This window comes from Paenibacillus sp. S-38 (assembly GCF_049942825.1).
Classification (GTDB): domain Bacteria; phylum Bacillota; class Bacilli; order Paenibacillales; family NBRC-103111; genus Paenibacillus_G.
This window is the reverse complement of the sequence record NZ_CP187970.1, coordinates 3,200,117-3,225,187: the sequence shown is the minus strand read 5'-3', so window position 1 is coordinate 3,225,187 and position 25,071 is coordinate 3,200,117. Positions and strand designations below refer to the sequence as shown.

General features: G+C 56.7%; 29 protein-coding genes. All 29 read right to left on the bottom strand.

The window, feature by feature from the left end; all coding sequences use genetic code 11:
• Positions 1-7: 7 nt before the first annotated feature.
• On the bottom strand, positions 8-892 hold the full coding sequence (locus ACP26L_RS14905; protein WP_426453606.1) for a sporulation protein YpjB: 885 nt from the start codon (positions 890-892) through the stop codon (positions 8-10).
• 36 nt (positions 893-928) lie between these two features.
• The gene (locus ACP26L_RS14900) at positions 929-1,561 is read right to left on the bottom strand and encodes a DUF1405 domain-containing protein (protein ID WP_426453604.1); all 633 of its coding nucleotides are present in this window, start codon (positions 1,559-1,561) and stop codon (positions 929-931) included.
• A 196-nt stretch (positions 1,562-1,757) separates the two neighbouring features.
• Positions 1,758-2,648 carry a c-type cytochrome gene (locus ACP26L_RS14895; protein WP_426453602.1) on the bottom strand — a complete coding sequence of 297 codons (891 nt, stop codon included), beginning with the start codon at positions 2,646-2,648 and terminating at the stop codon, positions 1,758-1,760.
• 62 nt (positions 2,649-2,710) lie between these two features.
• Positions 2,711-3,382 (bottom strand): menaquinol-cytochrome c reductase cytochrome b subunit, encoded by a 672-nt coding sequence (gene qcrB, locus ACP26L_RS14890; protein ID WP_013916530.1) that lies wholly within the window; start codon positions 3,380-3,382, stop codon positions 2,711-2,713.
• Between the two features lie 19 nt (positions 3,383-3,401).
• Positions 3,402-3,947, bottom strand: coding sequence for a ubiquinol-cytochrome c reductase iron-sulfur subunit (locus tag ACP26L_RS14885; RefSeq protein WP_426453601.1), 546 nt, complete (start codon positions 3,945-3,947; stop codon positions 3,402-3,404).
• Positions 3,948-4,187: 240 nt separating this feature from the next.
• Positions 4,188-4,646, bottom strand: coding sequence for a DUF2487 family protein (locus tag ACP26L_RS14880; protein WP_426453600.1), 459 nt, complete (start codon positions 4,644-4,646; stop codon positions 4,188-4,190).
• A gap of 129 nt (positions 4,647-4,775) precedes the next feature.
• Entirely contained in the window at positions 4,776-4,967 is a 192-nt protein-coding gene (locus ACP26L_RS14875) for an IDEAL domain-containing protein (RefSeq protein WP_013916527.1), read from the bottom strand.
• 57 nt (positions 4,968-5,024) lie between these two features.
• The gene (locus ACP26L_RS14870) at positions 5,025-5,531 is read right to left on the bottom strand and encodes a gamma carbonic anhydrase family protein (protein WP_426454952.1); all 507 of its coding nucleotides are present in this window, start codon (positions 5,529-5,531) and stop codon (positions 5,025-5,027) included.
• 54 nt (positions 5,532-5,585) lie between these two features.
• Positions 5,586-6,713, bottom strand: coding sequence for a hypothetical protein (locus tag ACP26L_RS14865; protein ID WP_426453599.1), 1,128 nt, complete (start codon positions 6,711-6,713; stop codon positions 5,586-5,588).
• A gap of 143 nt (positions 6,714-6,856) precedes the next feature.
• Positions 6,857-7,447 (bottom strand): histidine phosphatase family protein, encoded by a 591-nt coding sequence (locus tag ACP26L_RS14860; RefSeq protein WP_426453597.1) that lies wholly within the window; start codon positions 7,445-7,447, stop codon positions 6,857-6,859.
• Between the two features lie 28 nt (positions 7,448-7,475).
• Positions 7,476-8,099 (bottom strand): anti-sigma factor family protein, encoded by a 624-nt coding sequence (locus tag ACP26L_RS14855; protein ID WP_426453595.1) that lies wholly within the window; start codon positions 8,097-8,099, stop codon positions 7,476-7,478.
• The gene (locus tag ACP26L_RS14850; protein ID WP_013916522.1) at positions 8,096-8,689 is read right to left on the bottom strand and encodes an RNA polymerase sigma factor; all 594 of its coding nucleotides are present in this window, start codon (positions 8,687-8,689) and stop codon (positions 8,096-8,098) included. The genes ACP26L_RS14855 and ACP26L_RS14850 overlap by 4 nt, the downstream gene beginning before the upstream one ends.
• Before the next feature lie 480 nt (positions 8,690-9,169).
• On the bottom strand, positions 9,170-10,258 hold the full coding sequence (locus ACP26L_RS14845; RefSeq protein ID WP_426453594.1) for a prephenate dehydrogenase: 1,089 nt from the start codon (positions 10,256-10,258) through the stop codon (positions 9,170-9,172).
• Positions 10,255-11,355, bottom strand: coding sequence for a histidinol-phosphate transaminase (hisC, locus tag ACP26L_RS14840; RefSeq protein WP_426454951.1), 1,101 nt, complete (start codon positions 11,353-11,355; stop codon positions 10,255-10,257). Before hisC ends, ACP26L_RS14845 begins: the two co-directional genes overlap by 4 nt.
• 23 nt (positions 11,356-11,378) lie before the next feature.
• Positions 11,379-12,212: a tryptophan synthase subunit alpha gene (trpA, locus tag ACP26L_RS14835; RefSeq protein ID WP_426453593.1), complete on the bottom strand. Its 834-nt coding sequence runs from the start codon at positions 12,210-12,212 to the stop codon at positions 11,379-11,381.
• Positions 12,209-13,408 carry a tryptophan synthase subunit beta gene (gene trpB, locus ACP26L_RS14830; protein WP_426453591.1) on the bottom strand — a complete coding sequence of 400 codons (1,200 nt, stop codon included), beginning with the start codon at positions 13,406-13,408 and terminating at the stop codon, positions 12,209-12,211. The genes trpA and trpB overlap by 4 nt, the downstream gene beginning before the upstream one ends.
• Positions 13,401-14,105, bottom strand: a complete 705-nt coding sequence (locus tag ACP26L_RS14825) for a phosphoribosylanthranilate isomerase (protein ID WP_426453589.1) — start codon at positions 14,103-14,105, stop codon at positions 13,401-13,403. The genes trpB and ACP26L_RS14825 overlap by 8 nt, the downstream gene beginning before the upstream one ends.
• Before the next feature lie 2 nt (positions 14,106-14,107).
• Entirely contained in the window at positions 14,108-14,920 is an 813-nt protein-coding gene (gene trpC, locus ACP26L_RS14820) for an indole-3-glycerol phosphate synthase TrpC (protein ID WP_426453587.1), read from the bottom strand.
• A complete protein-coding gene (trpD, locus tag ACP26L_RS14815) occupies positions 14,910-15,953 on the bottom strand; it encodes an anthranilate phosphoribosyltransferase (protein ID WP_426453585.1) in 1,044 nt (347 codons plus the stop codon). Before trpD ends, trpC begins: the two co-directional genes overlap by 11 nt.
• A gap of 56 nt (positions 15,954-16,009) precedes the next feature.
• Positions 16,010-17,551 (bottom strand): anthranilate synthase component I, encoded by a 1,542-nt coding sequence (trpE, locus tag ACP26L_RS14810; RefSeq protein ID WP_426453583.1) that lies wholly within the window; start codon positions 17,549-17,551, stop codon positions 16,010-16,012.
• A gap of 320 nt (positions 17,552-17,871) precedes the next feature.
• Entirely contained in the window at positions 17,872-18,240 is a 369-nt protein-coding gene (gene aroH / locus ACP26L_RS14805) for a chorismate mutase (protein ID WP_426453582.1), read from the bottom strand.
• A 2-nt stretch (positions 18,241-18,242) separates the two neighbouring features.
• Positions 18,243-19,340, bottom strand: coding sequence for a 3-dehydroquinate synthase (gene aroB / locus ACP26L_RS14800; protein WP_426453580.1), 1,098 nt, complete (start codon positions 19,338-19,340; stop codon positions 18,243-18,245).
• A gap of 49 nt (positions 19,341-19,389) precedes the next feature.
• On the bottom strand, positions 19,390-20,553 hold the full coding sequence (gene aroC / locus ACP26L_RS14795; RefSeq protein WP_426453578.1) for a chorismate synthase: 1,164 nt from the start codon (positions 20,551-20,553) through the stop codon (positions 19,390-19,392).
• Positions 20,554-20,796: 243 nt separating this feature from the next.
• A complete protein-coding gene (locus ACP26L_RS14790) occupies positions 20,797-20,958 on the bottom strand; it encodes a hypothetical protein (protein WP_426453577.1) in 162 nt (53 codons plus the stop codon).
• Positions 20,959-21,054: 96 nt separating this feature from the next.
• A complete protein-coding gene (locus tag ACP26L_RS14785) occupies positions 21,055-21,840 on the bottom strand; it encodes a CheR family methyltransferase (RefSeq protein ID WP_426453575.1) in 786 nt (261 codons plus the stop codon).
• A 9-nt stretch (positions 21,841-21,849) separates the two neighbouring features.
• Positions 21,850-22,302 (bottom strand): nucleoside-diphosphate kinase, encoded by a 453-nt coding sequence (gene ndk, locus ACP26L_RS14780; protein ID WP_426453574.1) that lies wholly within the window; start codon positions 22,300-22,302, stop codon positions 21,850-21,852.
• Positions 22,303-22,552: 250 nt separating this feature from the next.
• A complete protein-coding gene (locus ACP26L_RS14775) occupies positions 22,553-23,527 on the bottom strand; it encodes a polyprenyl synthetase family protein (RefSeq protein ID WP_426453572.1) in 975 nt (324 codons plus the stop codon).
• A gap of 69 nt (positions 23,528-23,596) precedes the next feature.
• On the bottom strand, positions 23,597-24,199 hold the full coding sequence (locus tag ACP26L_RS14770; protein WP_426453570.1) for a UbiX family flavin prenyltransferase: 603 nt from the start codon (positions 24,197-24,199) through the stop codon (positions 23,597-23,599).
• Entirely contained in the window at positions 24,196-25,068 is an 873-nt protein-coding gene (locus ACP26L_RS14765; protein WP_426453568.1) for a UbiA-like polyprenyltransferase, read from the bottom strand. Before ACP26L_RS14765 ends, ACP26L_RS14770 begins: the two co-directional genes overlap by 4 nt.
• Positions 25,069-25,071: the final 3 nt, after the last annotated feature.

Below are 25,071 nucleotides of genomic sequence, written 5' to 3'. Positions count from 1 at the left end.
AAGGGAGCTAGAAGGTTTCCTCCCCGCCCCGGCGGATAGTCGTCAGGCCGCCGTCCTTCTTCGAGAGCCTCCACCCGGCGAAAGCAAGGGCCGCGAGAATCACCGATCCGAACGTCATCGTCCACAGAATCGGATGCGGCGGCTCGGGATACGGGAGATAGGCGGTGGTCTCCTTCTTCATAAACAGCTTGTCGATCGTCTGCCTCAGCGGAGCGATCGCATTCTGCACATTACGGTAGTGCTCAGCACTGCCGTCCGTTTGTGTGCCGACGAACGTGACGAGAGAGTCAAGCTTGGCCACATCCGCCGCAACCCGGGAGATGAGCAGCGACGGATGAATAATCGCAACGTGTTCCCTCAGGTCTGCGGCGCTCCGGCGCAGGGCTTCGCGGCTGCCTTCGGCGGAAGCCTTCTCCAGTGCGCCCGCATCCTCTTGAAGTGTTTTATAATGCTGCAGCCAGAGCGGCTGGTTCTTATGAATCAACGCATCCGCGGCCAGTCTCAGCTTCACCGCCGCCGCCTGTCCCTCGGCCGGATTGTAGCGAACCGCCTGGAACACCTTCTTCGCTTCGGTAATCGTCTGCGTCAAGGCATTCATCCCCTCGACGGTGGTTAATCCCTCGAACCGCATTTGGGTCGCGAGATCACCGACCTGGCCGAGCGCAGTCCGGCTGCCGGTCACATCCCCCTGCAGCACCTTCTGGTACAAGTTCTCCGCCGATTGATTGAGCAGTTCTGCCTGCTGCATTTGTGCTTCCGTCCGCTGCGGCTGCGGTTGTGCAGACGGCTCCTGACTGCTGGCGGACGTACAGCCTGAACCCAGCAGGCAGACTGCAGCCAGCAGGAACAGGAGTCCGACCCTTCTTCCTCTCCGGTCACCGAACACCGTCATCCCCTCCTAGCACATCTTATGGAGGTTTGTCCGGGTTTAGACCCCTTTTCTCCCCCCGGCCGGAGGCAATCTCTTCACTCTAAGCATGAACAGCAGCACGGCAATGGCAATACCGATCAGGCTGAGCCCGAGGGTAAACGAGGCGATCTCCACCAAGTTATCTTCCAGCACTTCAGGGAGCCAGGGGTAGACACCGAACCCATAATCAATGACTTCATTCATGACCACCCAGCAGGCCACCGGGACAATGGAAATCCAACGGTATCGGTAAAGTCCGGCATACAGCAGCGCTTCCGCGGCCATGCCCAGATGGGAGAAGGTCAGCATCCAATCCTGCCACAGCGGCGGATCTCCCTGATAGGCGGCCGCCCAGATCATCGCCACAGCCCATATCCCATACTTGAATGAAGTCACCAGCGCGAAAACCTCAACCAAGCCCCTCCATGGGCTTACGGGCATCGGGGCCGCCGCATTCAGCCCTCTTCTCCGGTCACGGATCAGAAACCAGAGGAACAGCGTAAAGAACAGGCTGGCTGTCGGACTATCCGGTACAAAGGGCAGCAGGAAGCCAAGCTTCATTTCGCCCGCCGTATAAGCAAGCTGTTTGGCATACCATTCATAACCGTAGAGGGTCCCAAGCAGGTTGGTCCACAACAATCCCCACAGCATTAGTCTGCTCGTCAAAAACTCTCTTGAAAACCAATAGGTCCATCGAAACCCAAACAAATGAATATCCTCCCAAAGGGCAGCTGTGCTCCTGAGGTTTGCACTAATCTGCCGGCATTCTCAGATGGCTTCCCTAGCTTCCCAAAACTGCCTTTTAAAAAAACCTGGCCGCGAAAACGGCCAGGTTTTAGTCAAATGCTTATTGTGCTGCTTTTTGCTTTGAGAGCCAATCCGCCAGCTTGTCGAGGTCAGCCTCGCTCAAGCCTTTGCTGACATTGGCATCATACTGGGCAGGCATGTTGCCTACACCATTCTTCATGATGCCGAGGATCGCCGCCTTATCATGCTTGTCGCCTACGCCGCGAAGCGCAGGGATCTTAGCCGAAGGCATCCCCTTCATATCCCCGCCGTGGCAGGAAATGCAAGTGGATTTCTGGTATATCGCTGCCGCCGGATCATCCGGAGCCACGATGGCCGCTGCGGATGCAGCCGGTTTCTTGGTGGCGCCTTCGCCGCCGGCCGTGCCCTTGCTTGCGTGCATTTCCTCTTCCCGCTTGATGTGCTCCGGAATGATGTTCTTTTCCTTGAGCTCATGCTGATAGTGGGACCAGGAAGTGACCGTAAGATACGTTACTGCAATCAGGCCGAGGAACATCAGCGTGGATGCAATCGGACGCTTGTAGAAACGTCTGTCCGGGCCGGTGTCCAGGAAAGGAGCGAGCAGCAGGCCGCCGAAGAGGACCCCTGGAACCCCGAGGGTACCAAGTACGATAAATTGATCTGAAGTATACGGATATTTCAGCAGCTGGTACATGAACAGGAAGTACCAGTCCGGCATCGGAATAAACGATGTATTCGTCGGGTCGGCAGGGTAGCCGAGCGGAGCCGCTTCGGACATAACCAGAGCCAGGATCCCGCAAAGCACCACAACGCCGACCATCCACTCTTTCAGCAGGAAGTTCGGAATGAAGACTTCCGATTTTCCGGGGTATGCCGAAAAGTCTTGAGGAATCAGCTTGGACGCTTTCACACGTACACGCGAATCCCCGACAAACACGATTTTTTCATCTTTATTAGGACCGTGAGCCACGAATCGCCCCTCCTTCTCGTTATTCATGAGAACCGTTTACATCAAGCAGGCTTCGCCGCTTCTTAGAGCGGGCCGGAGATCCCTTGCTTGCGGATCATGAAGAAGTGTCCGGCGAGCAGGGCAAGCAGCGCTCCCGGCAGGAAGAACACGTGCAGTGCGAAGAATCTCGTCAGTGTCTGTGCGCCGACGATCTCGCCGCCCTGCAGGAACGTCTTCGCGTAAGGACCGATGTAAGGTGCGGACTCCACGATCTTCAGCGTAACGCTGGTAGCGAAGTATGCCTTGTTGTCCCAAGGAAGCAGGTAGCCTGTAAGACCCAGACCCAGCATGACAAAGAAAATAAGCATACCTACGACCCAGTTCATCTCGCGGGGAGCTTTGTAAGAACCCGTGAAGAATACGCGGAGGGTATGTAAGAACATCATGACGATAACCAAGCTGGCACCCCAGTGATGCATGCCGCGCACGATTACGCCGAAAGCAACCTTATGCTGCAGGTAGTCTACGCTGGCATAAGCGTTGATTATGTCCGGAACGTAATACATGGTGAGGAACATACCGGACAAGATTTGAATAACCGTGATAAAGAACGTCAATCCACCGAAACAATAAACGAAAGCGGAGAAGTGATGAGCCGGGTTAACGTGCTCAGGAACTTCGTGGTCCGCAACGTCTCTCCATATCGGCGTGATATCCAGACGTTCGTCGATCCAGTTATAGACGTTTTTAAACATCTGATGCTACGCCTCCTTATTACACCCGTTTGTTCGGACCGAGCTGACCGAGGTATACAAAGCCCTGTTCGATTTTCACTTCATACTCATCGAGCGGCAGCGGTGCGACAGCCAGGTTTTTCCCGTCGGCCGTGTAGTGTGCGCCGTGACAAGGGCAGTAATACTGATCCTTGTATTCCGGATTACCATTCCAGTTCACTGTGCAGCCAAGGTGTTTACAGGTCGGATTCAAAGCGAAGACTTTGCCGTCCTTGCCTTTTGCAATCCACGCTTCAAGCTCAGGATCGTTCTCGTACCAGCCGTCGACCTGATGCACTTTGAATTTGAAGGATTTCGGTACTTCGGTAACTTGGGCTTCTTCCACAACCTTCACCCAATCCGCTTTGGACTTAGGCTGAAGGACCGGATCCACTGCGAACCGAACCATCGGAACAATCATGCCTGCACCCATGAAAGCTCCCGCTCCACCGAGGGTGTAGGAAAGAAACTGGCGTCTGGACATTTCGCGACGCTTAACCGGTTTCTCGCCATGACGCTGCGATTCTTGATTCGTGCGATCGTTCATTCTCGTTCTACCCCCTTTTGCCACATATATCAGTCGTTCGACATAACTTTACACCATTTACTAGGACATAACTATAATAGCTTACGTCATAGGGTGCGTCAAGAATGGAGACGAGCCATTGAGGCATGGAACATGGAAGCGCTACGCAACTTTTAACGAAATTGTCACAACTGAAATTTGACAATTCGTTAAACAGGTTCTTCCATAGAATTCGCATTTTTCCCACAGTTCATACATCTATCACAAGGTTTGGGCCGGATGCCAGAGATCTGTCAGCATACCCGCTGCCTCTCGTTTCGCTTCCGCCCCCTTCTGCTCCAGCTGCTGCTGTGGACAGCGCAGAATCCGGTCCGCTCCTCCCGCCTCCAGCACCTCGGTGGAGAGTACCTCCTCCGGCTGTGCGGTAACCAGAACCACATACCGGAAGCCCTCGCTCCGCAGGCCCGTACATACCTGCTGCAGCAGGCTGCGGAGCGTCACCGTGTCCCCGGCCGGTGTAAAGTGAAGAGCCGGGTACGTAACAGTCCGGCCCTTAAACGGGATCTCGAGCAGGTCCAGCGCATCGCGTAGATGCTCCAGCTCCCTGGCGGCCTGCCAAGGAGACTCGGCGCCGGTAAGACCTGTCACCGGCAGGAGGCAGGTATCCAGATAAGGGCGCAGCTCCTCCCACTGCCCTTCATTGATTTCGCTGAACTTCATTGCATTCGCCTCCGTGTGTTATTCGTGCCGCTACCTAATGTAACACAGAAAAAAAGGCATATGAACAGCGTTCACATGCCTTTCATGAAAATGTCACCCTTTCACTTGCTAGCGGCACCCGATCAGCGGTCATTGCCCCAAAGCGCGCAGTGAATTCAGTTCGGTTGTCAGGGCAATGAAGGAGGCTTCGTCTCCCATCGCCAGTGCTTGATCGATCTCCTGCGTCAGCGTCTTTTCCTTGTAGCTGCGGACCGCCTCGTCCAGTACCATCTCGGCGAACAAACTCAGCATCATATCGCCAGTCACATTCATTTTGCCCATAGAACCTACCTCCAAACCCCGTTCATAGTTTGTGAACGATCAAGGAGCGGTTTATGTCTATCCTCTACGGTACTCCTCGCCCTTGACACAATAACTTTCCATCGTCCGCTTCATCCGTGCAAGATCAGCCTCCGCGAGCTCACGGACTGTCCGGGCCGGAGAACCCAGGGAGAGCGTAAACGGCGGGACCGTCTTGTTCTCGGTGATGAGCGAACCCGCTCCTAGTAAAGCATATTCACCGATATCGGCGCCGTTAAGGACAATCGCCCCCATCCCGATTAATGTGCCTTTACCTATACGGCACCCATGAATGATCGCCCCATGCCCTACCGATACTTCATCTTCAATGATCAGCGGCTGATCCGTATTGACATGACCGATGCAGCCGTCCTGGATGTTCGTTCGCCTGCCGATCCGAATGGGCGCCAGGTCTCCTCGCAGCACCGCATTGTACCAGATGCTGGCCCCCTCTCCGATTTCGACATCTCCGATAATCTGTACCCCCGGAGCCAGGAATACCGACGGGTGAACCCTCGGAAAAATTCCGTTGTAACTATGCAGCATCATCGCTATCACTCCTAATTCCTATTTGAAATGGAGTGATTGTAGCAGGAGCCCTCAAGCTTTGTCAAACGGGATATCGATCTTATCCTCTTCCGCAACATAGGTGCCTTCCACAATGCTGGTGCCGAGCTTCGTCATCTTGATCACGGTGCCCTGTTCGGGGTCTTCCCCAATCCGCAGCAGTCCCAGGTGCATCATCATCTGCAGCACCCGCTGCTCAAGAATCGACTCCGCCGAATCATAATAGAAAGGGCGGATCAAGGGGCCGAGCACCTCCTGCAGTGAAGCGTATGTCACCCACTCCGGGCAGAGCCGGCCGAGCCACTGGACCAGCGATTGCAGCGGGGGAATCGGACCTTTATAGAGCCTTAACCAGAATCGGTATACTTGAACCGGGTCCTCGCGCCGTCCTTCCTGCAGCCGGTTGCGTCCGTGTTCTGTCAGTGTCAGGCGTCCGCCGTGCTCCGAGATCAGATCACTGTAGTAACAGTAATCATAGATGAAGGAGAACCGGTTCGGATAGTCGCGGAACATCCGGCCGTAGCCGAACCGCCATGCCGTCCTGCCGGGAGGCTCTTCTCTCACGGCGAATCGGTCAAGAATGCCCGTCAGGCTTCGCTTATACATCACGCCCTCCGCCGTCAGCGTTACATCCTGATCCCGCAGCACCTGCAGGAAAGCCAGGATGTCGTCCAGCAGCAGCCTCTGCTCGTCGCGGTACACCGGCGGCTCCTCCGCCGGGACCAGCCGCTGCCCGAATTGCTTGGCCAGAACGCCGATAAAGCGTCGCTTCAGATCGGCCGGCACCTGGAACAAATACCGCGTCTGCTGCGAATATCCGCTGAACAGCCAGCCGCGCTGTTTGAAGCGCACGATGGCTTCGCGGGGGCTGCCCGGGTTTTCATCACCCTCCTTTGTAAACCGGCTTTGCTGAACCCTCGCCGTCAGCTCTTCCAGGGAGAAGGTATCCCGCGTATCGAAGAGCAGCGAGTTCAAGAAGCGGATATCTTCTATGGACAAACTGCCCACCTGATGCTCGAAGACGTCCCTGCGGCCAACCGTGGACAGGATCGACTGGATCAGCTCATTCTTGGAATGCCCGTTGCACTCGCACTTGTATGTGCCGGCAATGCGGCTCAGCTCATGAATATCCGCGTAACACAACATGTCGGCAAGATTCATGCTTTGTCCCTCCAGCACTTCGGGTGCCACACTTTCTTAGTACCCATTATGGGAATTTATGCCGGATTTAAACGTGCGCAACGTAAAAAAAGCGGAGAGCTGTATGCGCTCTCCGCCATTCTTATATGAAGCGATAGGCTGCCCTACGCTCCTTCCTCCAGTTCCTTCAAATGCAGCGTGCAGTTCAGAAGACTGCAGTGCCACTGCGTCTCGAGGCGTTCCATCACCGTCAGCGACGTGTTCTTCAAGTGTTCCTCGATCGTCCGTCCGAGATAGTGGGCCAGCACCGGGGCAATATAACCGCCGTGGCTCACAATCAGCAGCCGTTTCCCCGCAAAAGCGTCTTCGGTGTCCAGCAGGAAGGCGTTCCAGCGGGCGAGCAGTTCTTCGTCCTTCTCCATCCCAAGGTCCTGCTCCCGCCAGCCTTCTCCCCACCGGGCCACCCGATCCGCAAGCGTCGTCCCCTCCAGCTCGCCGAACGCCCGTTCCCTCAACCGTTTGTCGGTTCCGAGGAGTGGAACGCCGGTCAGCAGCGAGATCGTCTCGGCGGTTTCCCTGGCCCGGATCAAATCGCTGCAGAGTATGCCGTCCCAGCTCTTTGCCTGCAGCCGCTTGGCCAGCAGTCTGGCCTGCAGCCGTCCCACCTCGGCAAGCGGCGTATCCATCTGGCCCTGCATCCGCCCTTCGAGATTCCATTCCGTTGTACCGTGCCGGATCAAGCCTAACATCGTCATTGCAGTCACTCCCGTGCTTCGTTCAATGTTATTTTCTCGTACGGAACAGCCAGTTCATGGTCAGCAGCGTGGCCGTCAATCCCAACAGGGAGATGAACAGAAGGTAGTCCCGTACGGTATGAATCGGTCCGACCGAATACATAAACGGTTCGTTAAAGCCCTTCAACGAAGCTACCGCGGTCGGCATCGAGCGCACATTCATCGACTCCTGTCCGGAGGCGGCTGCGATCGGATCTCCAATCCGGCCGAAGATCGATGCTTGCTCAACCAGCCCCGGTTTCGGTGCCGGCTCCCCGTTCAACGAAATGAAGAAAGTGAACAGGAACGCGGCGATACTAAGGCCGATCAGCGCGGTCAGGTTGCGGCGCAGCTTGCTGGAGAAGTCGTACAGCTTCACCCCTACAGGCACACGCCAGGACTCGTCCGCATAAATGCGGCTCATGACATTCGAGGATACGGATACTGCCGGACCGGGCAGTTCTTCCCGCCCTGCCGCCGAGCGGATCAGCTCCGTACTTTCCTGCCAAATCTCAAATTCCTCCGCGCAGTCCGGGCAGTCGAGAATGTGCCGGTCTACGCTCTCACGGTTCGGATCGTTCTCGGGGAGGTCCCAGTATACGCCGAGCCATTCATGGATGTCTTCACACTTCATCTGCCATTCATCCCCTCATACTCCTCAAAGATAGGTTCAAGAAAGTATGGTTCCAACTGAAGCTTCACGCTGGCCCGGGCCCGGAACAACAAAGATTTCACCGAACTGACCGTCTGGCCGAGTATGTTCGCAATCTCCTGGTAGTCGAGCTGGTCGTATTCCCGCAGAATCAGCGCAGAGCGCTGCTTCTCCGGCAGGTTGTTGATCGCATCCCGGACGAGAGAGACTTTCTCGTTGCGCAGCACCGTCTGCTCCGGCAGCGTTTCAATAGACGTGGTAGGCGTATAGCCGCTTTGCTCCAAAGAAACCTTCGTATTCTTATGCTTGCGCAGCTCGCTGAGCACGGTATTGCGCGCAATGGTGTAGAGCCAGGTGGAGAAGGTAGCCTCCACTTCACGGAACGAATGCAGGCTGCGGTACGCCTTGTAGAACGTCTCGTTGCACAGGTCCTCCGCCAGAGATTCCATCTGGGAGCTCTTCAGCATATGAAATATAAAAGCAAGAATCTTGCGCTCGTAACGGCGCATGAGTTCATCGTATAGTTGGACGTTGCCGTCTTTGATCTCACGAATCAACTGGGAATCGGTCATGCTGAAGCGACCCTCCTTGACAATCCTGCACACTCCCAGCGATGCTACCTCATTGTACTGTCCTGGGAGCACAAAAGTTGCGCTTATTCTTAAAATAAAATGAAGAAAACGGTACCGCGGCAAAAAAAGAAAGATCTGGCTGCAGTAGTCGCCCCCCCTATAGATTCGATGCAAAGAACGAAAAATCCTGCTTTCTCGACAAGTTTCTTGTAATTCCCAGTCCGGGCCTAAAACTCACAATCATTCGCCGTTTTCAAACTATGCCCCGAATACAAAAAAAAGACCGCCTGAGAGAATCAGGCGGCTGCACATAGTGCCATTATTCGGATAGGAGTGGAGAGAAACCATACTGTACTTTTATTATATGTATACGGTTTCAATATGTCAACACTTTTTTTGAAAACGTTTCCCCCTCTTTGAAGATTTTTTCCCGATCCCGTTATGCCTGCTGCCTTCCGTATTTGCTTCCAAGAAAAAAGACTACACGTGAACCGCGTAGTCTTCTTTCAGGAGCTCCAGGGCCATATCCATATGCTCTTCCTCCCGGAAGGAGAGCCGGAGTACGCCCGGGACGTCTTCTCTGCTTTCGATGATTTGGACATTGCTGAGATTTACCCGGTGGCTGCCCAGCAGTGTGGTGATCTGTCCGATGATGCCCGGATGGTCGGGAACTTCGATATAGATGTCATAAAACGAATGGATGACGCCTTTACGGCGTTCCGGCAGCTCGCTGCGGAACGTATTGGCGAGCTGGAATTCGCGCTCGATGCCTTCCCCGTCCTCAGCCTCCAGCAGGCGGATAAACGAACCGATCTCCTCATTCCAATCCTGCAGCAGCTGCAGAACCACCCGCTTGTTATTGATGAGAATATCCCGCCAGATGATTGGGTCGCTTGAGGCGATCCGTGTGATGTCACGGAAGCCCCCGGCCGCCAGATCGCGGTACAGCGGATTGGCTTCATTATACTTCGCGATCTGGTTCACGAGCGCTACAGCGATAATATGCGGCAGATGAGAGATGGCACCGACAATCTCGTCATGCAGCCCCGCTTCCACTTTCACCAGCTGGGCCTTCGTATGCAGCAGCAGCGCCGAGAGGCGCTCGTACGCTTCCGCCGGTGTATCCTGATCCGGCGTCAGTACGTAGAACGCATTCTCGAAGAGAAGCGAGGATGCCGCCTCCACCCCGGATTTCTCCTTGCCGGCCATCGGATGACCGCCTATGAAGCAGGCACCAGAGAGACGCAGCTGCGAGGCGTAGGCGGATACCGATGCCTTGGTGCTGCCGACATCGGTAATAATGCAGCCCGGCTTGAGCGGCAGGGAAGCGAGCTTCGCCAGATACTCGTTCAGGTTCCCCACCGGGACGCACAGGAAAATAAAATCCGCGTCGGCGGCCGCTTCTTCAAACGATGTGGTCGCATGGTCGACCACCCCGCGTTTGAGATATTTGGCCACCGAAGCGGGATTGCCGGAGTGGCCTACGACCGTCAAGCCCGGCTTGCCTTTGAAGCACAGGGCCAGGGAGCCTCCGATGAGACCCACTCCGTAGATTGCGATTTTCGTCATGAAACCGCCACTTCGCTAAGGACCTCTTCCAGCGCCTTCAGGAACTTCTCATTCTGCTCCGTGCTTCCTACCGTCACACGGATTCTCGTCGGGTACCCCCAGCTTGGATCATGACGGACAATAATGCCTTTACGCAGCAGAGCCTGGAACACTTCTCCACCCGGGCGTGCGACATCCACCATGACGAAGTTGCCGTGTGCATCAAAATAGCTTAATCCAAGCTTATCGAAGGCCGCATCCAGCTGCCGGATACCGGATGCATTCGCCTCACGGCAGCTATCGATGAACGCCTGATCGTTGACGGCAGCCAAGGCAGCCTTCTGTGCGAAGCCTGTCGTATTGAATGGCTCGCGCACCTGGTTGACTGAACGGATCACATCCGGATGTCCTACGCCGAAACCGATACGCAGTGAAGCCAAGCCATAGATCTTCGAGAAGGTGCGCAGCACGACGATATTATTGTATTTCTGCAGCAGCGCAATGCTGTCCGGGTATTCGCCCGTTACGTTGTACTCAGCATAAGCTTCGTCGAGGATTACCATTACCCGGGAAGGCACCGCGTCGAGGAATGCCGTGATTTCGGCTTCGGTCAGCATCGTTCCCGTCGGGTTATTCGGATTGCAGATCCAGACGATCTTTGTCTTCTCGTTGATCTTGGCGAGCATCGCATTCAGATCATGCTTGCCTGCCTCGTCCACCGGCACCTCGATCACTGCCGCTCCTTCGACTTCCGCATTGTGCTTGTACTGCGGGAACGTCGGGAAAGCGGTGATCGTCTCGTCTTCCGGCGTCAGGAACGCACGCGCAATCATCAGGATGACTTCGTCGGAGCCCGCCCCGAAAATCACCTGGTTCGGCTGCACGCCCAGATGGCCGGCAACGACCGCCGTCAAATCGACCGCTCCGCCGTCCGGATAAATGCTGGTATTATCCACAGCCGCAATAATCGCTTCTTTCGCCTTCGGCGAGCACCCGAACGGGTTCTCGTTGGAAGCGAGCTTGATGACTTCCGTCAGGCCAAGCTCCCGCTTGACTTCTTCCATAGGTTTGCCGGGCTGGTATACCGGCAGATGCACGATATTCTTCTTAGGCTGCACTACTGTCACCTCGTCCTACATATTCAGGTCCGCACGATGCCGGATCCGTTTCCCACTAATGTACGCACAAATTCATGAATTTGCAAGAGCCCTTCCCTGCGGGTGCTCGGCTCGGACAGCTGAGGCAGCGCCTCTTCGACTGTCCGCACCAGGGCGCTGCCGACGACGATGCCGTCGCAGACCCCCGAGAAACGGGCAACCTGCTCCGGCGTCGAGATACCGAAGCCGATAGCGATCGGCAGCGAGGTCGCTCCCTTCACGGTACTCAGGAACTCGTCGATGCCCGTATGGAACTCGGTCCGGGTGCCGGTCACGCCTAGCGAGGATACGCAGTAGACGAACCCGCTCGCTCTGGAGGCGATCTTCTCCACCCGTTCCCGGGAAGTCGGCGCCACCAGCGGGATCAGGTGGATGCCGTGCTGCTCCGCCAGACGGCGCACTTCCTCATCCTCTTCCATCGGCAGGTCCGGAATGATCAGGCCGCTGATGCTGCTCTCTTGGAGCAGAGGGAAAATGCGGTCCAGACCGGTCTGAAGCACCGGATTATAGTAGGTGAAGAGAATGAACGGCAGCTCGCTACCTTCCTCACGTGCCGTCTTTGCCGCCCCGATCACATCCAGGATCGTAATCCTGTTCGCCTTGAGCGCCCGCATGGAGGAGCGCTGGATGACGGGACCGTCGGCCAGCGGATCCGAGTAAGGCACGCCGAGCTCTACCATGGAAGCGCCGGATTTCTCGAGCTCATGAATAATGTCGATCGATGTGCGGATATCCGGGTCACCGATGGTCAGGAAAGGAATAAATGCGGTAAGCTCCTGCTCCTTCAGAGCAGCGAATTTCGCGTCGATCCGATTCATTTCGCCTCAGCTCCTTCCATATGGCTCATGATCGTATGCACATCTTTGTCCCCACGGCCCGACAGGCTGACGACGATAATCTGGTCCTTGCCCATCTTCGGCGCCCGCTTGACCGTCTCGGCAATGGCATGAGCACTCTCGAGCGCCGGGATGATGCCTTCCGTCCGGCACAGCAGCTTCAACGCTTCCATGGCCTCATGATCCGTAATCGGTACATATTCCGCACGTTCGGTATCCTTCAGGTGGGAATGCTCCGGCCCGATGCCGGGATAATCGAGACCTGCGGAGATCGAATGGGCTTCCTGCACCTGTCCGTGCTCATCCTGCAGCAGGTAGCTGTACGATCCCTGGAACACGCCCTTGCTGCCCATCGTCATTGTGGCCGCATGCTTCTCCGTGTTGATGCCGTGGCCTGCCGCTTCCACCCCGACCAGCTTCACGTCCGCATCGCCGATGAACGGGTAGAACATCCCGATGGCGTTGCTCCCTCCGCCGACTGCGGCAATCACCGTATCCGGCAGACGTCCTTCCTGCTCGAGAATCTGGCGGCGCGACTCGTCGCCGATGATGCGCTGGAAGTCGCGGACCATCAGCGGATAAGGATGCGGGCCCGTCGCAGAACCGAGAATATAGAACGTATCTTCAACGTGGGAGACCCAGTAACGAAGCGTTTCATTGCAGGCATCCTTCAGCGTACGGGTTCCCGAGGTTACCGGAACCACCTCCGTACCGAGCAGGTTCATGCGGAATACGTTGAGCTGCTGGCGTCTCATGTCCTCTTCTCCCATGAACACCTTGCATTCAAAGCCAAGCAGCGCCGCTACCGTAGCTGTTGCCACGCCATGCTGTCCGGCTCCCGTTTCGGCGATGATCTTCGTTTTGCCCATATATTTGGCCAACAGGCCCTGTCCAAGCGCGTTATTGATCTTGTGCGCTCCGGTATGATTCAAATCCTCGCGCTTCAGGTACACCTTGGCGCCGCCCAAGTGCTCGGTGAGACGCCCTGCGTAATACAGGGAGGTCGGACGTCCGGAATAGCGGTGCAGCCAGTAGGTCAGCTCCTCCTGGAACTTGTCAGTCTTGGAGATCGATTTGAACGCATCCTCCAGCTCGATCAGCGCATTCATCAGCGTTTCGGGAACATAGCGCCCGCCGAACTTGCCGAAGCGCCCGAACTCATCCGGTCCATTAAACATAGTCTCTCACCCTTTCGACAAAGCTTGTGATTTTGACGAGATCCTTGACTCCATCGGTCTCTACACCGCTCGATACATCTACGCCGTCGGGCGCAAAAGCACCAAGGAGTTCCCCCACGTTATCCGGCTGCAGCCCGCCTGCGACAAGCAGCGGAATGCCGGCACCACGACACCATTCGAGATAAGGAGGGATCGCGTCCCAGGCAAACGTCTTGCCGGAACCCCCTCCATACACGGGATCGAACGTATCGATCAGCAGACCGTCCACAGCGCCGCGGTAAGGCTCCAAGCGGGCGGCTGCGCCTGTCCCGGCTTGCACTGTCCCATCAGCCTCATCAACGGCTCCCCCGCTTACGGAGAACACCTTGAAGATCTTGACCTCCGGCCACCGCTCCTTCACCTCGCGGCAGAACACCGGAGACTCCTGGCCGTGGAGCTGTACCACGTCCAGCGGCGCTTCCTCCAGCACGGATGCCAGATCTTCGTGCGATGGATTCACGAACACGCCTACGACCCCCGGGCTAGGAGCCCTGCCGGCCGAGGCATCCCGCATGGCACGGATGAGCTCCCCGGCTGTCCGGGGAGCTACCTGACGCTTGCTGCGTGCGAAGACAAAGCCTATGTAATCCACCGGCAGCTTGGCCACCGCCTCCACATGAGAGAGCGTTTGAAGACCGCAGATTTTGACTAAGGCCATGATTACAGCTCCCTGGAAGCCGAAGCTTCCGGCCGGATCCCCAGCAGGTCGTCGACCGCACGGCCTACGCTCTCCTGCCTCATGAAGTGCTCTCCGACAAGCACGGCCCTGGCGCCGATCGACTCCAGGTATGCGATCTCTTCGCTGCGTGAAATGCCGCTCTCACTGACTACAGTTACATCTTTAGGTATATATTGAATGAGTTCTTCGGTCGTATGTAGATCCGTCACGAAAGTGCGCAGATTGCGGTTGTTGATGCCCACCATCGTAGGGGACAGCTCCAGCACGCGGTCCAGCTCTTCCTTGTCATGCACCTCGATCAGCACGTCAAGTCCGATGCTGCGGGCCGTCTGCTGGTAGTCGCGCATCTGCTCGGTCGTCAGAATCGCCGCGATCAGCAGGATGGCATCCGCACCGATACAGCGGGCTTCATAGATCTGGAACGGATCAATGGTGAAATCCTTGCGCAGCAGCGGAACGTTCACCGCTTCCCGTATACGGGTCAGATACTCGTTCGCCCCCTGGAAATACTGCACGTCGGTCAGCACCGAGATGCAGTCGGCACCGGCCTGTTCATAAGCGCGGGCCAAAGATACGGGCTCGAAGTCTTCCCGGATGAGGCCTTTGGAAGGCGAGGCTTTCTTCACCTCGGCGATCAGCCCCATGCTCCGCTGACGGCCTGCCCCGAGTGCCCGCTCAAAGCCAAGCGTTGCCGGCAGGGTGCCGATAATCTTCTCCATCTCGGCGATGGTGGTGCGCTCCTTGAGCAGGGCAACTTCCTCTTGTTTCGTCGTTACGATTCGATCAAGAAACATGGCTCACTTCTCCCGTACACTGGATTAGTTGCTGAAGCTTCTCCTGCGCCCGGCCGGAGTCGATCACGGCCGCAGCCAATTTGACCCCTTCCTGCAGCGTGCCGGAGAGCCCGGTCACATAGAAGCATGCACCGGCGTTGGCCAGCACGATGTCCCGCGGTGCTCCTGCCGCACCATCGAAGATGCTGCGAAGGATCCGCGCATTCTCAGTTGCGTCCCCGCCTACCACCGCTTCCTGGGGATAGGTGCGCAGGCCCAGATCGTCAGGCGATATTTCGAAGGTGCGAATCGAACCGTCCCGCAGTTCCGTCACCTGCGTCGCGTCGGAGATCGAGATCTCATCGAGTCCGTCGAAGCTCGCCACGACCAGCGACCGCTTCACGCCCAGCGCCTCCATAACATGCGCGATCGTCTCGGTCTTGCCGCGGTCGAAGACCCCAAGCACCTGACGATCCGCTCCTGCCGGATTGGTCAGCGGACCGAGCAGGTTGAACACGGTCCGGAAGCCCAGCTCCCTGCGGGAGGGGGCTACATACTTCATCGACTGGTGGTAGTTCTGGGCGAACATGAAGCAGATTCCCACTTCCTCGAGGCACCTCGCCGCCTGAGCCTCACCGAGCTGGATGTTCACTCCCAGGGCTTCGAGCACATCCGCACTCCCGCTCTTGCTCGACATCGCGCGGTTGCCGTGCTTCGCCACACGGATGCCGCCGGCTGCCGCCACGATCGCGGCCGCTGTCGAGATATTGAACGTATCCGCCCCGTCGCCGCCCGTCCCGCACGTATCGAGCAGGTTCTCCTGCGAGGTCCGGACCCGGCCGGATTTCGAACGCATCCCTTCCGCGAAGCCCGTAATCTCTTCGATCGTCTCGCCTTTCATCCGCAGTCCGGTCAGCAGGGAACCGATCTGCGTCGGCGTCGCCTCGCCTTCCATAATCACGGACATAACATCCCGCGCTTCCGCCCGGGACAAATGCTGGCCTGCGATAATCTGCTGCAGAGCCCCCTGTACACTCAGCTTCACATGTTCCATCGTCCTTCTGCCTCCCCGGTCATTTTCGCTTCCCCTCTGTCTGCTCACATCCGGATTTATTGATAATAATCCTGATTGATCATGGCAAACGCGTTTGGCCTGGAGGCGAAGACCTGCTCGGCCATGCGGATCGACTTCAGCATCCCTTTTGCCTTGTTCACCGTCTCCTCGTACTCGCTCTCCGGCACCGAATCCCATACGATCCCTGCTCCGGCCTGCACATAGGCCTTGCCGTTCTTGAAGATAATGGTGCGAATCGTAATGCAGGTGTCCAGGTTGCCAGAGAACCCGAGGTAGCCGATGGCACCGGCATAGGCACCGCGCGCTTCATGCTCCAGCTCGGCGATGATTTCCATAGCCCGCAGCTTCGGCGCGCCCGAGACCGTCCCTGCAGGAAGGCAGGAGATGAAGGCATCGTAGAAATCCTTGTCTTTGGCCAGCGTGCCGGAGACGTTGGAGACGATATGCATGACGTGCGAGTAGCGCTCGATCTGCATGAAGGTATCGCACTTCACGGAGCCGAACTCCGAGACGCGGCCGATGTCATTGCGGCCAAGATCGACAAGCATCAGGTGCTCCGCACGCTCTTTCTCATCGGCAAGCAGCTCCTGCTCGAGCCTCAGATCCTCTTCCGGCGTACGCCCGCGGGGGCGGGTTCCGGCAATCGGCCGGGTCTGCACCTTCTCATCTTCCACCCGCACCAGTGCCTCGGGCGACGTGCCCACGATCACCTCATCCCCCATCTTGAGACAGTACATGTATGGGGACGGGTTCATCGTGCGCAGAATCCGATACACCTGCAGGGGCGATACGTCCGTCTCGATCTCGAAGCGCTGCGAGAGCACCACCTGGAAGATGTCGCCGGCCCGAATGTATTCCTTGGCTTTCTCCACATTCGAGATAAACTGCTCCTTCGTTACGTTGGAGCGCACTTCCCCAAGCTCCACATCGTCCGGGATGGCCTGGTGCGGCACGGCCAAGGTCGGAAGCGGCCGCTTCAGCCGTTCGACGGTCGCTTCGATCTTCGCGCAGGTCGCATCGTAGGCACGTGCAATCTGCGCGTCCGTCGCGTGCGGGGGAACATGTACGTTGGCGATCACCTTCAGCTGCTGCTTGAAGTGATCGAACACGATGACCTGGTCGCAGAACATGAACTGGACGTCGTTCATCTTGAGATCATCATGCTTGTGCGCGGGAAGCTTCTCATAATACTGCAGCAGGTCGTATCCGAAGAATCCGACCGCACCGCCCGTGAACCTTGGCAGCCCGGGGAGGGAAGGGCTGCGGTACCCGCGCAGGTAAGCTTTCAGCACATCCACCGGTTTCTCTTCCGAAGTGCTGGTTCCCTGAAGTCCGTCTACGGTCGTCACGCCATTCTTCGAACGGATCATCATGAACGGATCCGTCCCGATGAACGAGTAGCGAGCCCATTTCACTCCGCCTTCCACACTTTCCAGCAGGAAAGCCATGTTCTCTTCATAAAAGTGCTGAAATACGCGGATGGGGGTTTCCGTATCGGCCATCAGGTTGCGCACGACTGGAATCAAATTATACTCTTTCGACAGGCGGATCACTTCCTGCAGTTCCGGTGAATACATGCTGCATCTCTCCTCTTCTCGGGCTCTTCTATACTGCTCTTCTAGGCTCGTGTACAAATAAAAAACGCCTCTACGCATACGTAGAGGCGGCTGACAGTCGAATGGATGAACATCTAGAATGGGCGCAGTTCGGCCTGCATTAAGACAGGAAGAATTAAGCATGAGAAATAAAATGCCTCTTCCGCTACACCTGTCCTGCTTCCGTCCCTGCTCTCGGTACTCCACTCATCTCATCTCAACTGGATCTCAAACTCGGCTCTACTCTGCTCTTCCGTAATTCACTCAATCGAATTACAGCTGTTTCAACTATACTACCTCTATTATGATTTTGTCAAATCGGGACGCAGTCTCATCGCTTCCCGAAGATACACGTGAACAATCTCGTCCTGCTTCTTCTCCGTATTCACCATAACCATGAAGCGGATGCATCTCGGCAGTGCGCCTTCCACCGGAATCTCCAGGGAACACATCAGCGGAACCAGCTCCCAATCCTTCATCTGGCGGATGGTCTTCGCCGGGAAGGTCGCCGTCAAATCCGGTGTTACCGTGATGAAGACACTTGCGATTTCTTCCGGAACAATCCCGTTCTCGAGGACGATCTGGTGCAGAAGTTCCGTCGTGGCGCTCAAAATTTCATTCTCATCATTACGTTCTACGGTGATGGCACCGCGAATTCCCCGTACCCACATGTTCAGTCCCCCTGTTTCAGCTCATCCACGATCTCTCTTACCAGCTTCGGATCCATCTGCTTGTTGATTTCCACTTTGCCAATGGCTACCGGCACGATATACACCATCCGGCCTTCGCCGAACTTCTTGTCATGCATCATCGCGCGCATAATCGCGTCCGTATCCAGATGCGCAGGAATCCGGACGGGCAGCCCGAACTTCTCGAAGATCCGCTTCGTTATCGAGTGGATCTCTTCGGGATATCCCAGCCTGACGGACAAGCGTGCCGCGCCCACCATGCCGATCGCGATGGCTTCCCCGTGGGTCAGCTCGCCGTAACCGGCCACCGCTTCGAGCGCGTGCCCGATCGTATGGCCCAGGTTCAGGATGGCCCGCAGATCATTCTCCCGCTCATCCTGGGAGACGACAGCGGCCTTAACGCTGCAGCCCTTATATAGGCCGTACTGCAGCGCTTCCGGGTCCAGTCCGACGAGACGGTCGGCGTTCTCTTCACACCAGTAGGCGAAGTCGGCATCCCAGATCAGGCCGTGCTTGATCATCTCCGAAAGCCCGCCGCGTACATCCCGCTCCGGCAGCGACTGCAGGGTCGACGTATCATAGAGGACCATCTCCGGCTGGTGGAAGGCGCCGATAATGTTCTTCGCTAGCGGATGATTCACAGCCACCTTCCCTCCGACGGAGCTGTCATGGGCAAGAATCGTCGTCGGGATTTGGACGAACCGGACGCCCCTCATGTAGGACGCCGCTACGAAGCCCGCCAGGTCACCGACGACGCCGCCGCCAAGGGCTACGACCGTTGATTTACGGTCCAGCCCGGCCTCCAGCGCAGCACCAATCACGTCCTCGAGCACCGCAAGCGATTTGGACTTCTCCCCCGCCGCAACCGTATAGGAAGCCGCCTGATATCCGGCTGCCCCGAGACGCTCCAGCATGCCATCCAGATAATGGGGTCCCACATGCCCGTCCGTTACGATTAGAAGCGGAGAACCTTTGCTGATGCCGTGCTTCTCAAAATACGAAGCGATATTCTCCAACAAGCCTTCCCCGATGTAGATCGGGTAAGACCTTTCTCCCAGATCCACCGTAAGTTCCTTGATCATAGCCGCTCTCCCCGCTTCCCGAAGTTAGGTTATATGCCGCACCCTCGTGCTAGTACGCCTTGACCTGCTCCAGGTAGCTCTCGTAGTTGCGGCGGATCTCTTCGATCGAATCCCCGCCGAACTTCTCCATGAAGGCGCGCGCCACTTCCCAGGCAATAACATTCTCCATAATAACGCCGGCGGCAGGGACCGCACACGTATCGGAACGCTCCACCTGCGCGGTGAAGGCTTCTTTCGTGTCGATATCCACGCTCTGCAGCGCTTTGTACAGCGTCGAGATCGGCTTCATGACGCCGCGTACCACGATCGGCTCGCCGGTCGTCATGCCACCCTCGAAGCCGCCCGCCCGGTTCGTCGCGCGATAGAAACCGCGCTCTTCGTCGTGCATGATCTCGTCGTGGACGGAAGAGCCGCGGCGCTCGGCCGCTTCAAAGCCGACTCCGAATTCCACGCCTTTGAACGCTTGGATGGACAGAACCGCCTGCGCGATCCGTCCGTCCAGCTTGCGGTCCCACTGCACGTGCGAACCGAGACCCGTAGGTACGCCTTCAATAATACATTCGACGATGCCGCCAAGCGTGTCGCCGTCATCCTTCGCCGCGTCGATTGCCGCGATCATGCGTGCTTCGGCATCCTTGTCCGTTACACGGACCGGAGATTCTTCCGTGATGGCGATGAGCTCGTCGATCGGCAGTTCCTGCCGCTGCACTTCCACCTCGCCGATGCGGATCACCTGCCCGGCTACCTTAATGCCTAACTCCTTCAGCAGTTCGCGGGCCATGCCGCCAACCGCTACGCGCAGCGTCGTCTCCCTTGCGCTCGAACGCTCCAGGATGTTGCGCAGATCGCGCTGATTGTACTTCAGTCCACCGTTCAGATCGGCATGTCCAGGACGAGGACGATTCACGCGGCGCTTGCTCTCATCACTGCCTTCGATCGGCTCGATGTTCATCACCGACGTCCAGTGCTTCCAGTCGTTGTTCTCTACAACCAGGGCGATCGGTGCACCGGTCGTCTTGCCGTGGCGCACGCCGCCTACGATGTTCGCCGTATCCTTCTCGATCTGCATTCTGCGGCCGCGGCCGTATCCCTTCTGGCGGCGGGCCAGCTGAAAGTTAACCGCTTCGAAATCAATAGTAAGATTGCTCGGAAATCCTTCGATAATGGCCGTCAGTTGAGGGCCGTGCGTTTCACCTGCTGTTAAGTATCTCATGCTATTGTGTTTTCCCCTTTCGTCCTGCACAGCAGCTGAAAGCTTCGCGCCTGTCCCGAACGCTTTAGCGCTTTTATGTACTCATGTGCTCATTATAGTATACGACCCACGCTTTGACAAGAAAATGCAAGAATCGCCTTGTTTAAAATAGAACAAAGCTGGGTATGCTTCCCAAGCTCCCGGCATAAAAATACGCTGCCAAGGGGTTAGCCCTGACAGCGTATGGGGACCATCCGGAGCGGTTCAGCCGCTGACCGGTTGTTGTTTGAGCGCACGTTTGTCCTTGGCCTCGGTCTCGTTCATCATGCCCAGAATCTTCGGCGAATCGATACCGAGAATTTGGGCGCATTCCTGCATGGTAATAAACCCTCTGCGGTATGCGGTGATGACCTTGCGTTTGTCCATGGGAATCCTCCTGGGGTCACCGGCAGGTCTGACGCCTTTCCGGCGAATCTCTGGCTCTTCTCCTAGTATGGGATTCCATGGTAAGGATTATTCATGCTATTTGCCCGCTTTGCGGTAAAAGAACGTTTCGGCCGATTCGAGCCCGTACTGTCCCGGACTGAAGATCTGCTCCGTGCTGCCTACGAACAGAATGCCGCCGGGCTTGAGCGCATTGGCGAATTTCTGGTACAGCACATGCTTGGCCTCTTCGGTAAAATAAATCATGACGTTGCGGCAGATGATGAGATCATAGTTCGTATCGAACGTATCGGTCAGCAGGTTGCCCTTCTGAAACTTGATCGCCCGCTTGAGCTGGTCCACAATATGGTAAGTCAGATTCTCCTGACGGTAATACTTTTGAAGGTATTTGGCAGGCACATCGCGGATCGAACGGTCGGAGTAGACGGCTTTTCTCGCCTTTTCCAGGGCTCCTTCATCAATGTCCGTTGCTGTCACCGACGACTCCGGCAGCACGCCGAGCTCCGCCAGAATCATCGCCAGCGTATAAGGCTCCTCGCCCGTAGAGCAGGCGGCACTCCAGCACTTCAGCTTCCGGGATTTATGAATCATCTCGGGCAGGAACTTCTGCTCGAGCACCTCCCAGCGGTTCGGGTTGCGCCAGAATTCGGATACGTTGATCGTCATGCGGTCGAGGAACTCATAGAAGAGCTCCTTGTCCTTCGTCATTGCATCGAAGAAAGCCACGAAGGTGGGATACCCTTTCTTCATCCGAAGCGTGGCCAGGCGCCGGCGCATCTGGGCTTCCTTGTACTGCGCCAGATCAATACTCGTGTAATCCTTCACTTTTTTGACAAAGGCTAGGAAATCCTTGTCGTCATCCATCCCGTCACGTCACCCCGTGTAAATCCAGTTTTGTATGGTTTTGGTATAAACGACCAGTTCATCCGGCGAAAAGTAATTGGCGATTTCCCGTTCGGCGCTCTCGGGCGAATCCGATCCATGAATCAGGTTGAGTCTCGTCGAAGCGGCCAAGTCCCCCCGGATCGTGCCCGGCTGCGCTTCTGTCGCATTCGTCTTGCCGATCATGGTGCGGGACAGCGTAATGATGTCGTCCCCTTCCCATACCATGGCGAAGACCGGCCCCGACGTGATGAACTTGATGAGGTTATCATAAAAAGGCTTCCCATGGTGCTCTTCGTAGTGGCGCTCCGCCTGTTCCTGTGTGACCTGAAGCAGCTTCGCCGCTACGAGCTGGAATCCCCTCCGCTCGAATCGGCCCATAATTTCCGCCACAAGCCCCCGCTGTACGCCATCCGGCTTCACCATTAAAAATGTCTTTTCCATATTATGATCTCCTCTCAACACTACTATATAATCCACTTATTGGGAGAGTTTTTTCGAAAAGACGTATCTCCTGCGCCCAGCCCGGTAGGGACAAGGTGATGCGGAGAGCGAAGCGTCCGCCTTTGAACTCCCGTTTCTCCATTTCCCCAAACTTATAATTGAAGAAACGGGAGTTCAACAGCGGTGGAGCAGCAGCTTGTCCCGTTAGGGCGTCCTGCGATAGAGGCACGCCATTTTGAACTCTCTCTCCTCAATAAGAGCGATTCCCCACGAAATGAGCAAAGCTCACCAAATCCTTCTTCGCTTGGATGTCGGGCAGTCCTTCCAGTACACGGATTGCCTTGTCTATGTAGGTCGAAGCCATCCGCTCGGCCTCGGCGATGCCGTTACTGCCGCGGATGATATCCAGAAAACCACGGACATCGGTTTGTCCGTCGCAGGCTTCAATGCGTGCGAGCTCCTTAAGCAGGTACGGACGGAGCTCCGGATTCCTAAGGGCAAAGATGACGGGGATCGTGATGTTCCCCTGCTTGATGTCGCTGCCTGGCGGCTTGCCGATCTCCTTCTCCGTGCCGCAGATATCGAGCAGATCGTCACGGATCTGGAACGCCATGCCGGCATAGTAGCCGAAATTATACAGCCTGGTGGCAACCCGCTCGGGGGCACCCGCAGCCATGGCTCCCAGCTGACAGGAGACGGCGAGCAGCAGGGCCGTCTTGCGCTTGATGCGCAGGAGGTAATCCCTTACGCCCTGCTCGGCATGGAAGAAGAACCGGATCTGCTCCATCTCCCCGATGCTCATCTCGACCAAGGCCTTGGACATGACCTGATGAATCGCCGGGTCCGGCAGCCGGGTCACGATGCTGAGGGCCTTCGCAAATATATAATCTCCCGTATACATCGCAATCCGGTTGTCCCATTTGGAGCGGACCGTAAGCTGGCCGCGCCGGGTGTTAGCATCATCGATCACATCGTCGTGAACGAGCGACGCCATATGGATCAGCTCCAGCGGGACGGCCACGTGCTTGATCTTCGCAAGATCATACGTCCCGAACTTGGCGCCCAGCAGGACGAAGACCGGACGTATCCGCTTTCCGCCCGCTTTGAGAAGGTGCAGGGAAGCTTCGCGCAGCATCGGATGATCCACATCAATGCTGCGCTCCAGCTCCTTCTCTATGAAGCTGATATCCTTTTTCATTTTTGCATATAATTCGAGCAGTTTCATTCCGTCACCCGTACTGTGTTTTATCGTTCGATCCGAAAGCCGCCGGAAGTATAGAGCCGGCCGTTCCGCTCATTGAGGCGTCCCCCATCTTCGGTAGAGCTCATGATCGATTTCCATGCAATCCAAAATTTTACCCACCATAAAATCGATCAGGTCGTCGATGGTCTGGGGCCCTTGATAGAATGCGGGCATCGCCGGAATGATCCGTACGCCGAGCCTTGCCAGCTTGAGCATATTCTCAAGATGGATCGCATGAAGCGGCGTCTCGCGCGGCACGAGAATCAGCTTGCGGCCTTCCTTCAGCATGACGTCTGCTGTCCGCTCGAGAAGGTTATCAGAGGCACCGTGGGCAATCCCTGAGAGTGTACCCATCGAACAGGGGACAACCACCATGCCTTGGGTCCGGAACGATCCGCTGGCTGTCTTCGCGCCGATATCCTGATTGGACACATATTCCAGCCGGCCAGGCACCCGTCCGAGGGAGAACTGCTCCTCCAGCATCTCCTTGCGGCGTCCGGCGTCCCAGCCGAGCTCCTCCTTCAGAACGCGCCAGCCCGCATCGGTGATCACCAGATGAACGTCCTTCCCTGCTTCCAGCAGGAAGCGGCAGAGCCTGACGCCGTAAGCGGCGCCGCTCGCCCCCGTCATGCCGACCACCCAAGGCTTGCTCATCCCGTATGCACCACCAGGTCGATCAGGGTGAATGCAAAGACCGCAATGCTCAACGTACTGTTCATGGTGAAGAAGGCGGTATTGACCCGGCTGAGATCGTCCGGCTTAACAATGAAATGCTCATACATCAGCAAAGCATAAGAGACGATGATCCCGAGCAGATATACCCACGTCAGCTCCGTCAGAAAGTACAGGGAGATCAGGCCCACCGCTGTAACGATGTGAAACCAGCGCGCCATTTTCAGCGCCTTCGGAACCCCAAAGCGGCTCGGAATGGAATGGAGGCCTTCCTTACGGTCAAATTCCACGTCCTGGCAAGCATAAATGACATCGAAGCCGGCCAGCCAGAAGACGATCGCGACATAAAACACAAGAGCAGGAAGCGAGAATTCGCCCGTAACGGCCACCCAGCCGCCGAGCGGCGCCAGGGCAACGGTCATGCCGAGCACGAGGTGGCACGCCCAGGTGAAACGTTTGGTATAGGAATAGAATACCAGAAAAAACACGGCGACAGGAAGCAGTTTGACCGCAATCGGACTCAAATGAAACGCGGCGTAGAATAACAGCAGAAACGATATAACGATAAAGATGAGTGCTTCTTTGGATGAGATCAAACCGGCCGGAATCGCACGCATCGCCGTACGGGGGTTCTTGGCATCGAACACCTTGTCCACCACCCGGTTGAGGCCCATTGCTGCGCTGCGCGCTCCTACCAAGGCCAGCAGAATCCAACCGATCGTAGCCCAGGAAGGCAGATGACCGAACACCACTACCGATCCCAGCAGCGCGCCCATAAAGGCAAACGGCAGTGCGAACAAGGTATGCTCGATCTTGATCATTTCCATGAATATCTTGGTCTTTCTCCACATAGC

What these genes read in the sequence shown, in the direction of transcription:
- trpA (WP_426453593.1), bottom strand. Translation starts at nt 12,212, where the DNA reads ATGAATCGGATCGACGCGAAATTCGCTGCTCTGAAGGAGCAGGAGCTT.
- ACP26L_RS14865 (WP_426453599.1), bottom strand. Translation starts at nt 6,713, where the DNA reads ATGAATCTTGCCGACATGTTGTGTTACGCGGATATTCATGAGCTGAGC.
- aroC (WP_426453578.1), bottom strand. Translation starts at nt 20,553, where the DNA reads ATGAGATACTTAACAGCAGGTGAAACGCACGGCCCTCAACTGACGGCC.
- ACP26L_RS14785 (WP_426453575.1), bottom strand. Translation starts at nt 21,840, where the DNA reads ATGGATGACGACAAGGATTTCCTAGCCTTTGTCAAAAAAGTGAAGGAT.
- ACP26L_RS14790 (WP_426453577.1), bottom strand. Translation starts at nt 20,958, where the DNA reads ATGGACAAACGCAAGGTCATCACCGCATACCGCAGAGGGTTTATTACC.
- aroH (WP_426453582.1), bottom strand. Translation starts at nt 18,240, where the DNA reads ATGTGGGTACGGGGAATTCGCGGTGCCATCACCGTAGAACGTAATGAT.
- ACP26L_RS14770 (WP_426453570.1), bottom strand. Translation starts at nt 24,199, where the DNA reads ATGAGCAAGCCTTGGGTGGTCGGCATGACGGGGGCGAGCGGCGCCGCT.
- ACP26L_RS14765 (WP_426453568.1), bottom strand. Translation starts at nt 25,068, where the DNA reads ATGTGGAGAAAGACCAAGATATTCATGGAAATGATCAAGATCGAGCAT.
- ACP26L_RS14885 (WP_426453601.1), bottom strand. Translation starts at nt 3,947, where the DNA reads ATGAACGATCGCACGAATCAAGAATCGCAGCGTCATGGCGAGAAACCG.
- ACP26L_RS14875 (WP_013916527.1), bottom strand. Translation starts at nt 4,967, where the DNA reads ATGGGCAAAATGAATGTGACTGGCGATATGATGCTGAGTTTGTTCGCC.
- ACP26L_RS14900 (WP_426453604.1), bottom strand. Translation starts at nt 1,561, where the DNA reads ATGCTGTGGGGATTGTTGTGGACCAACCTGCTTGGGACCCTCTACGGT.
- ACP26L_RS14775 (WP_426453572.1), bottom strand. Translation starts at nt 23,527, where the DNA reads ATGAAACTGCTCGAATTATATGCAAAAATGAAAAAGGATATCAGCTTC.
- ndk (WP_426453574.1), bottom strand. Translation starts at nt 22,302, where the DNA reads ATGGAAAAGACATTTTTAATGGTGAAGCCGGATGGCGTACAGCGGGGG.
- qcrB (WP_013916530.1), bottom strand. Translation starts at nt 3,382, where the DNA reads ATGTTTAAAAACGTCTATAACTGGATCGACGAACGTCTGGATATCACG.
- trpC (WP_426453587.1), bottom strand. Translation starts at nt 14,920, where the DNA reads ATGTTTCTTGATCGAATCGTAACGACGAAACAAGAGGAAGTTGCCCTG.
- ACP26L_RS14845 (WP_426453594.1), bottom strand. Translation starts at nt 10,258, where the DNA reads ATGACGAAAATCGCAATCTACGGAGTGGGTCTCATCGGAGGCTCCCTG.
- aroB (WP_426453580.1), bottom strand. Translation starts at nt 19,340, where the DNA reads ATGATCAAGGAACTTACGGTGGATCTGGGAGAAAGGTCTTACCCGATC.
- ACP26L_RS14870 (WP_426454952.1), bottom strand. Translation starts at nt 5,531, where the DNA reads ATGCTGCATAGTTACAACGGAATTTTTCCGAGGGTTCACCCGTCGGTA.
- ACP26L_RS14905 (WP_426453606.1), bottom strand. Translation starts at nt 892, where the DNA reads ATGACGGTGTTCGGTGACCGGAGAGGAAGAAGGGTCGGACTCCTGTTC.
- ACP26L_RS14825 (WP_426453589.1), bottom strand. Translation starts at nt 14,105, where the DNA reads ATGGCCTTAGTCAAAATCTGCGGTCTTCAAACGCTCTCTCATGTGGAG.
- trpE (WP_426453583.1), bottom strand. Translation starts at nt 17,551, where the DNA reads ATGTATTCACCGGAACTGCAGGAAGTGATCCGCCTGTCGAAAGAGTAT.
- trpB (WP_426453591.1), bottom strand. Translation starts at nt 13,408, where the DNA reads ATGTTTAATGGACCGGATGAGTTCGGGCGCTTCGGCAAGTTCGGCGGG.
- ACP26L_RS14850 (WP_013916522.1), bottom strand. Translation starts at nt 8,689, where the DNA reads ATGACCGATTCCCAGTTGATTCGTGAGATCAAAGACGGCAACGTCCAA.
- ACP26L_RS14880 (WP_426453600.1), bottom strand. Translation starts at nt 4,646, where the DNA reads ATGAAGTTCAGCGAAATCAATGAAGGGCAGTGGGAGGAGCTGCGCCCT.
- trpD (WP_426453585.1), bottom strand. Translation starts at nt 15,953, where the DNA reads ATGGAACATGTGAAGCTGAGTGTACAGGGGGCTCTGCAGCAGATTATC.
- ACP26L_RS14860 (WP_426453597.1), bottom strand. Translation starts at nt 7,447, where the DNA reads ATGACGATGTTAGGCTTGATCCGGCACGGTACAACGGAATGGAATCTC.
- ACP26L_RS14855 (WP_426453595.1), bottom strand. Translation starts at nt 8,099, where the DNA reads ATGAAGTGTGAAGACATCCATGAATGGCTCGGCGTATACTGGGACCTC.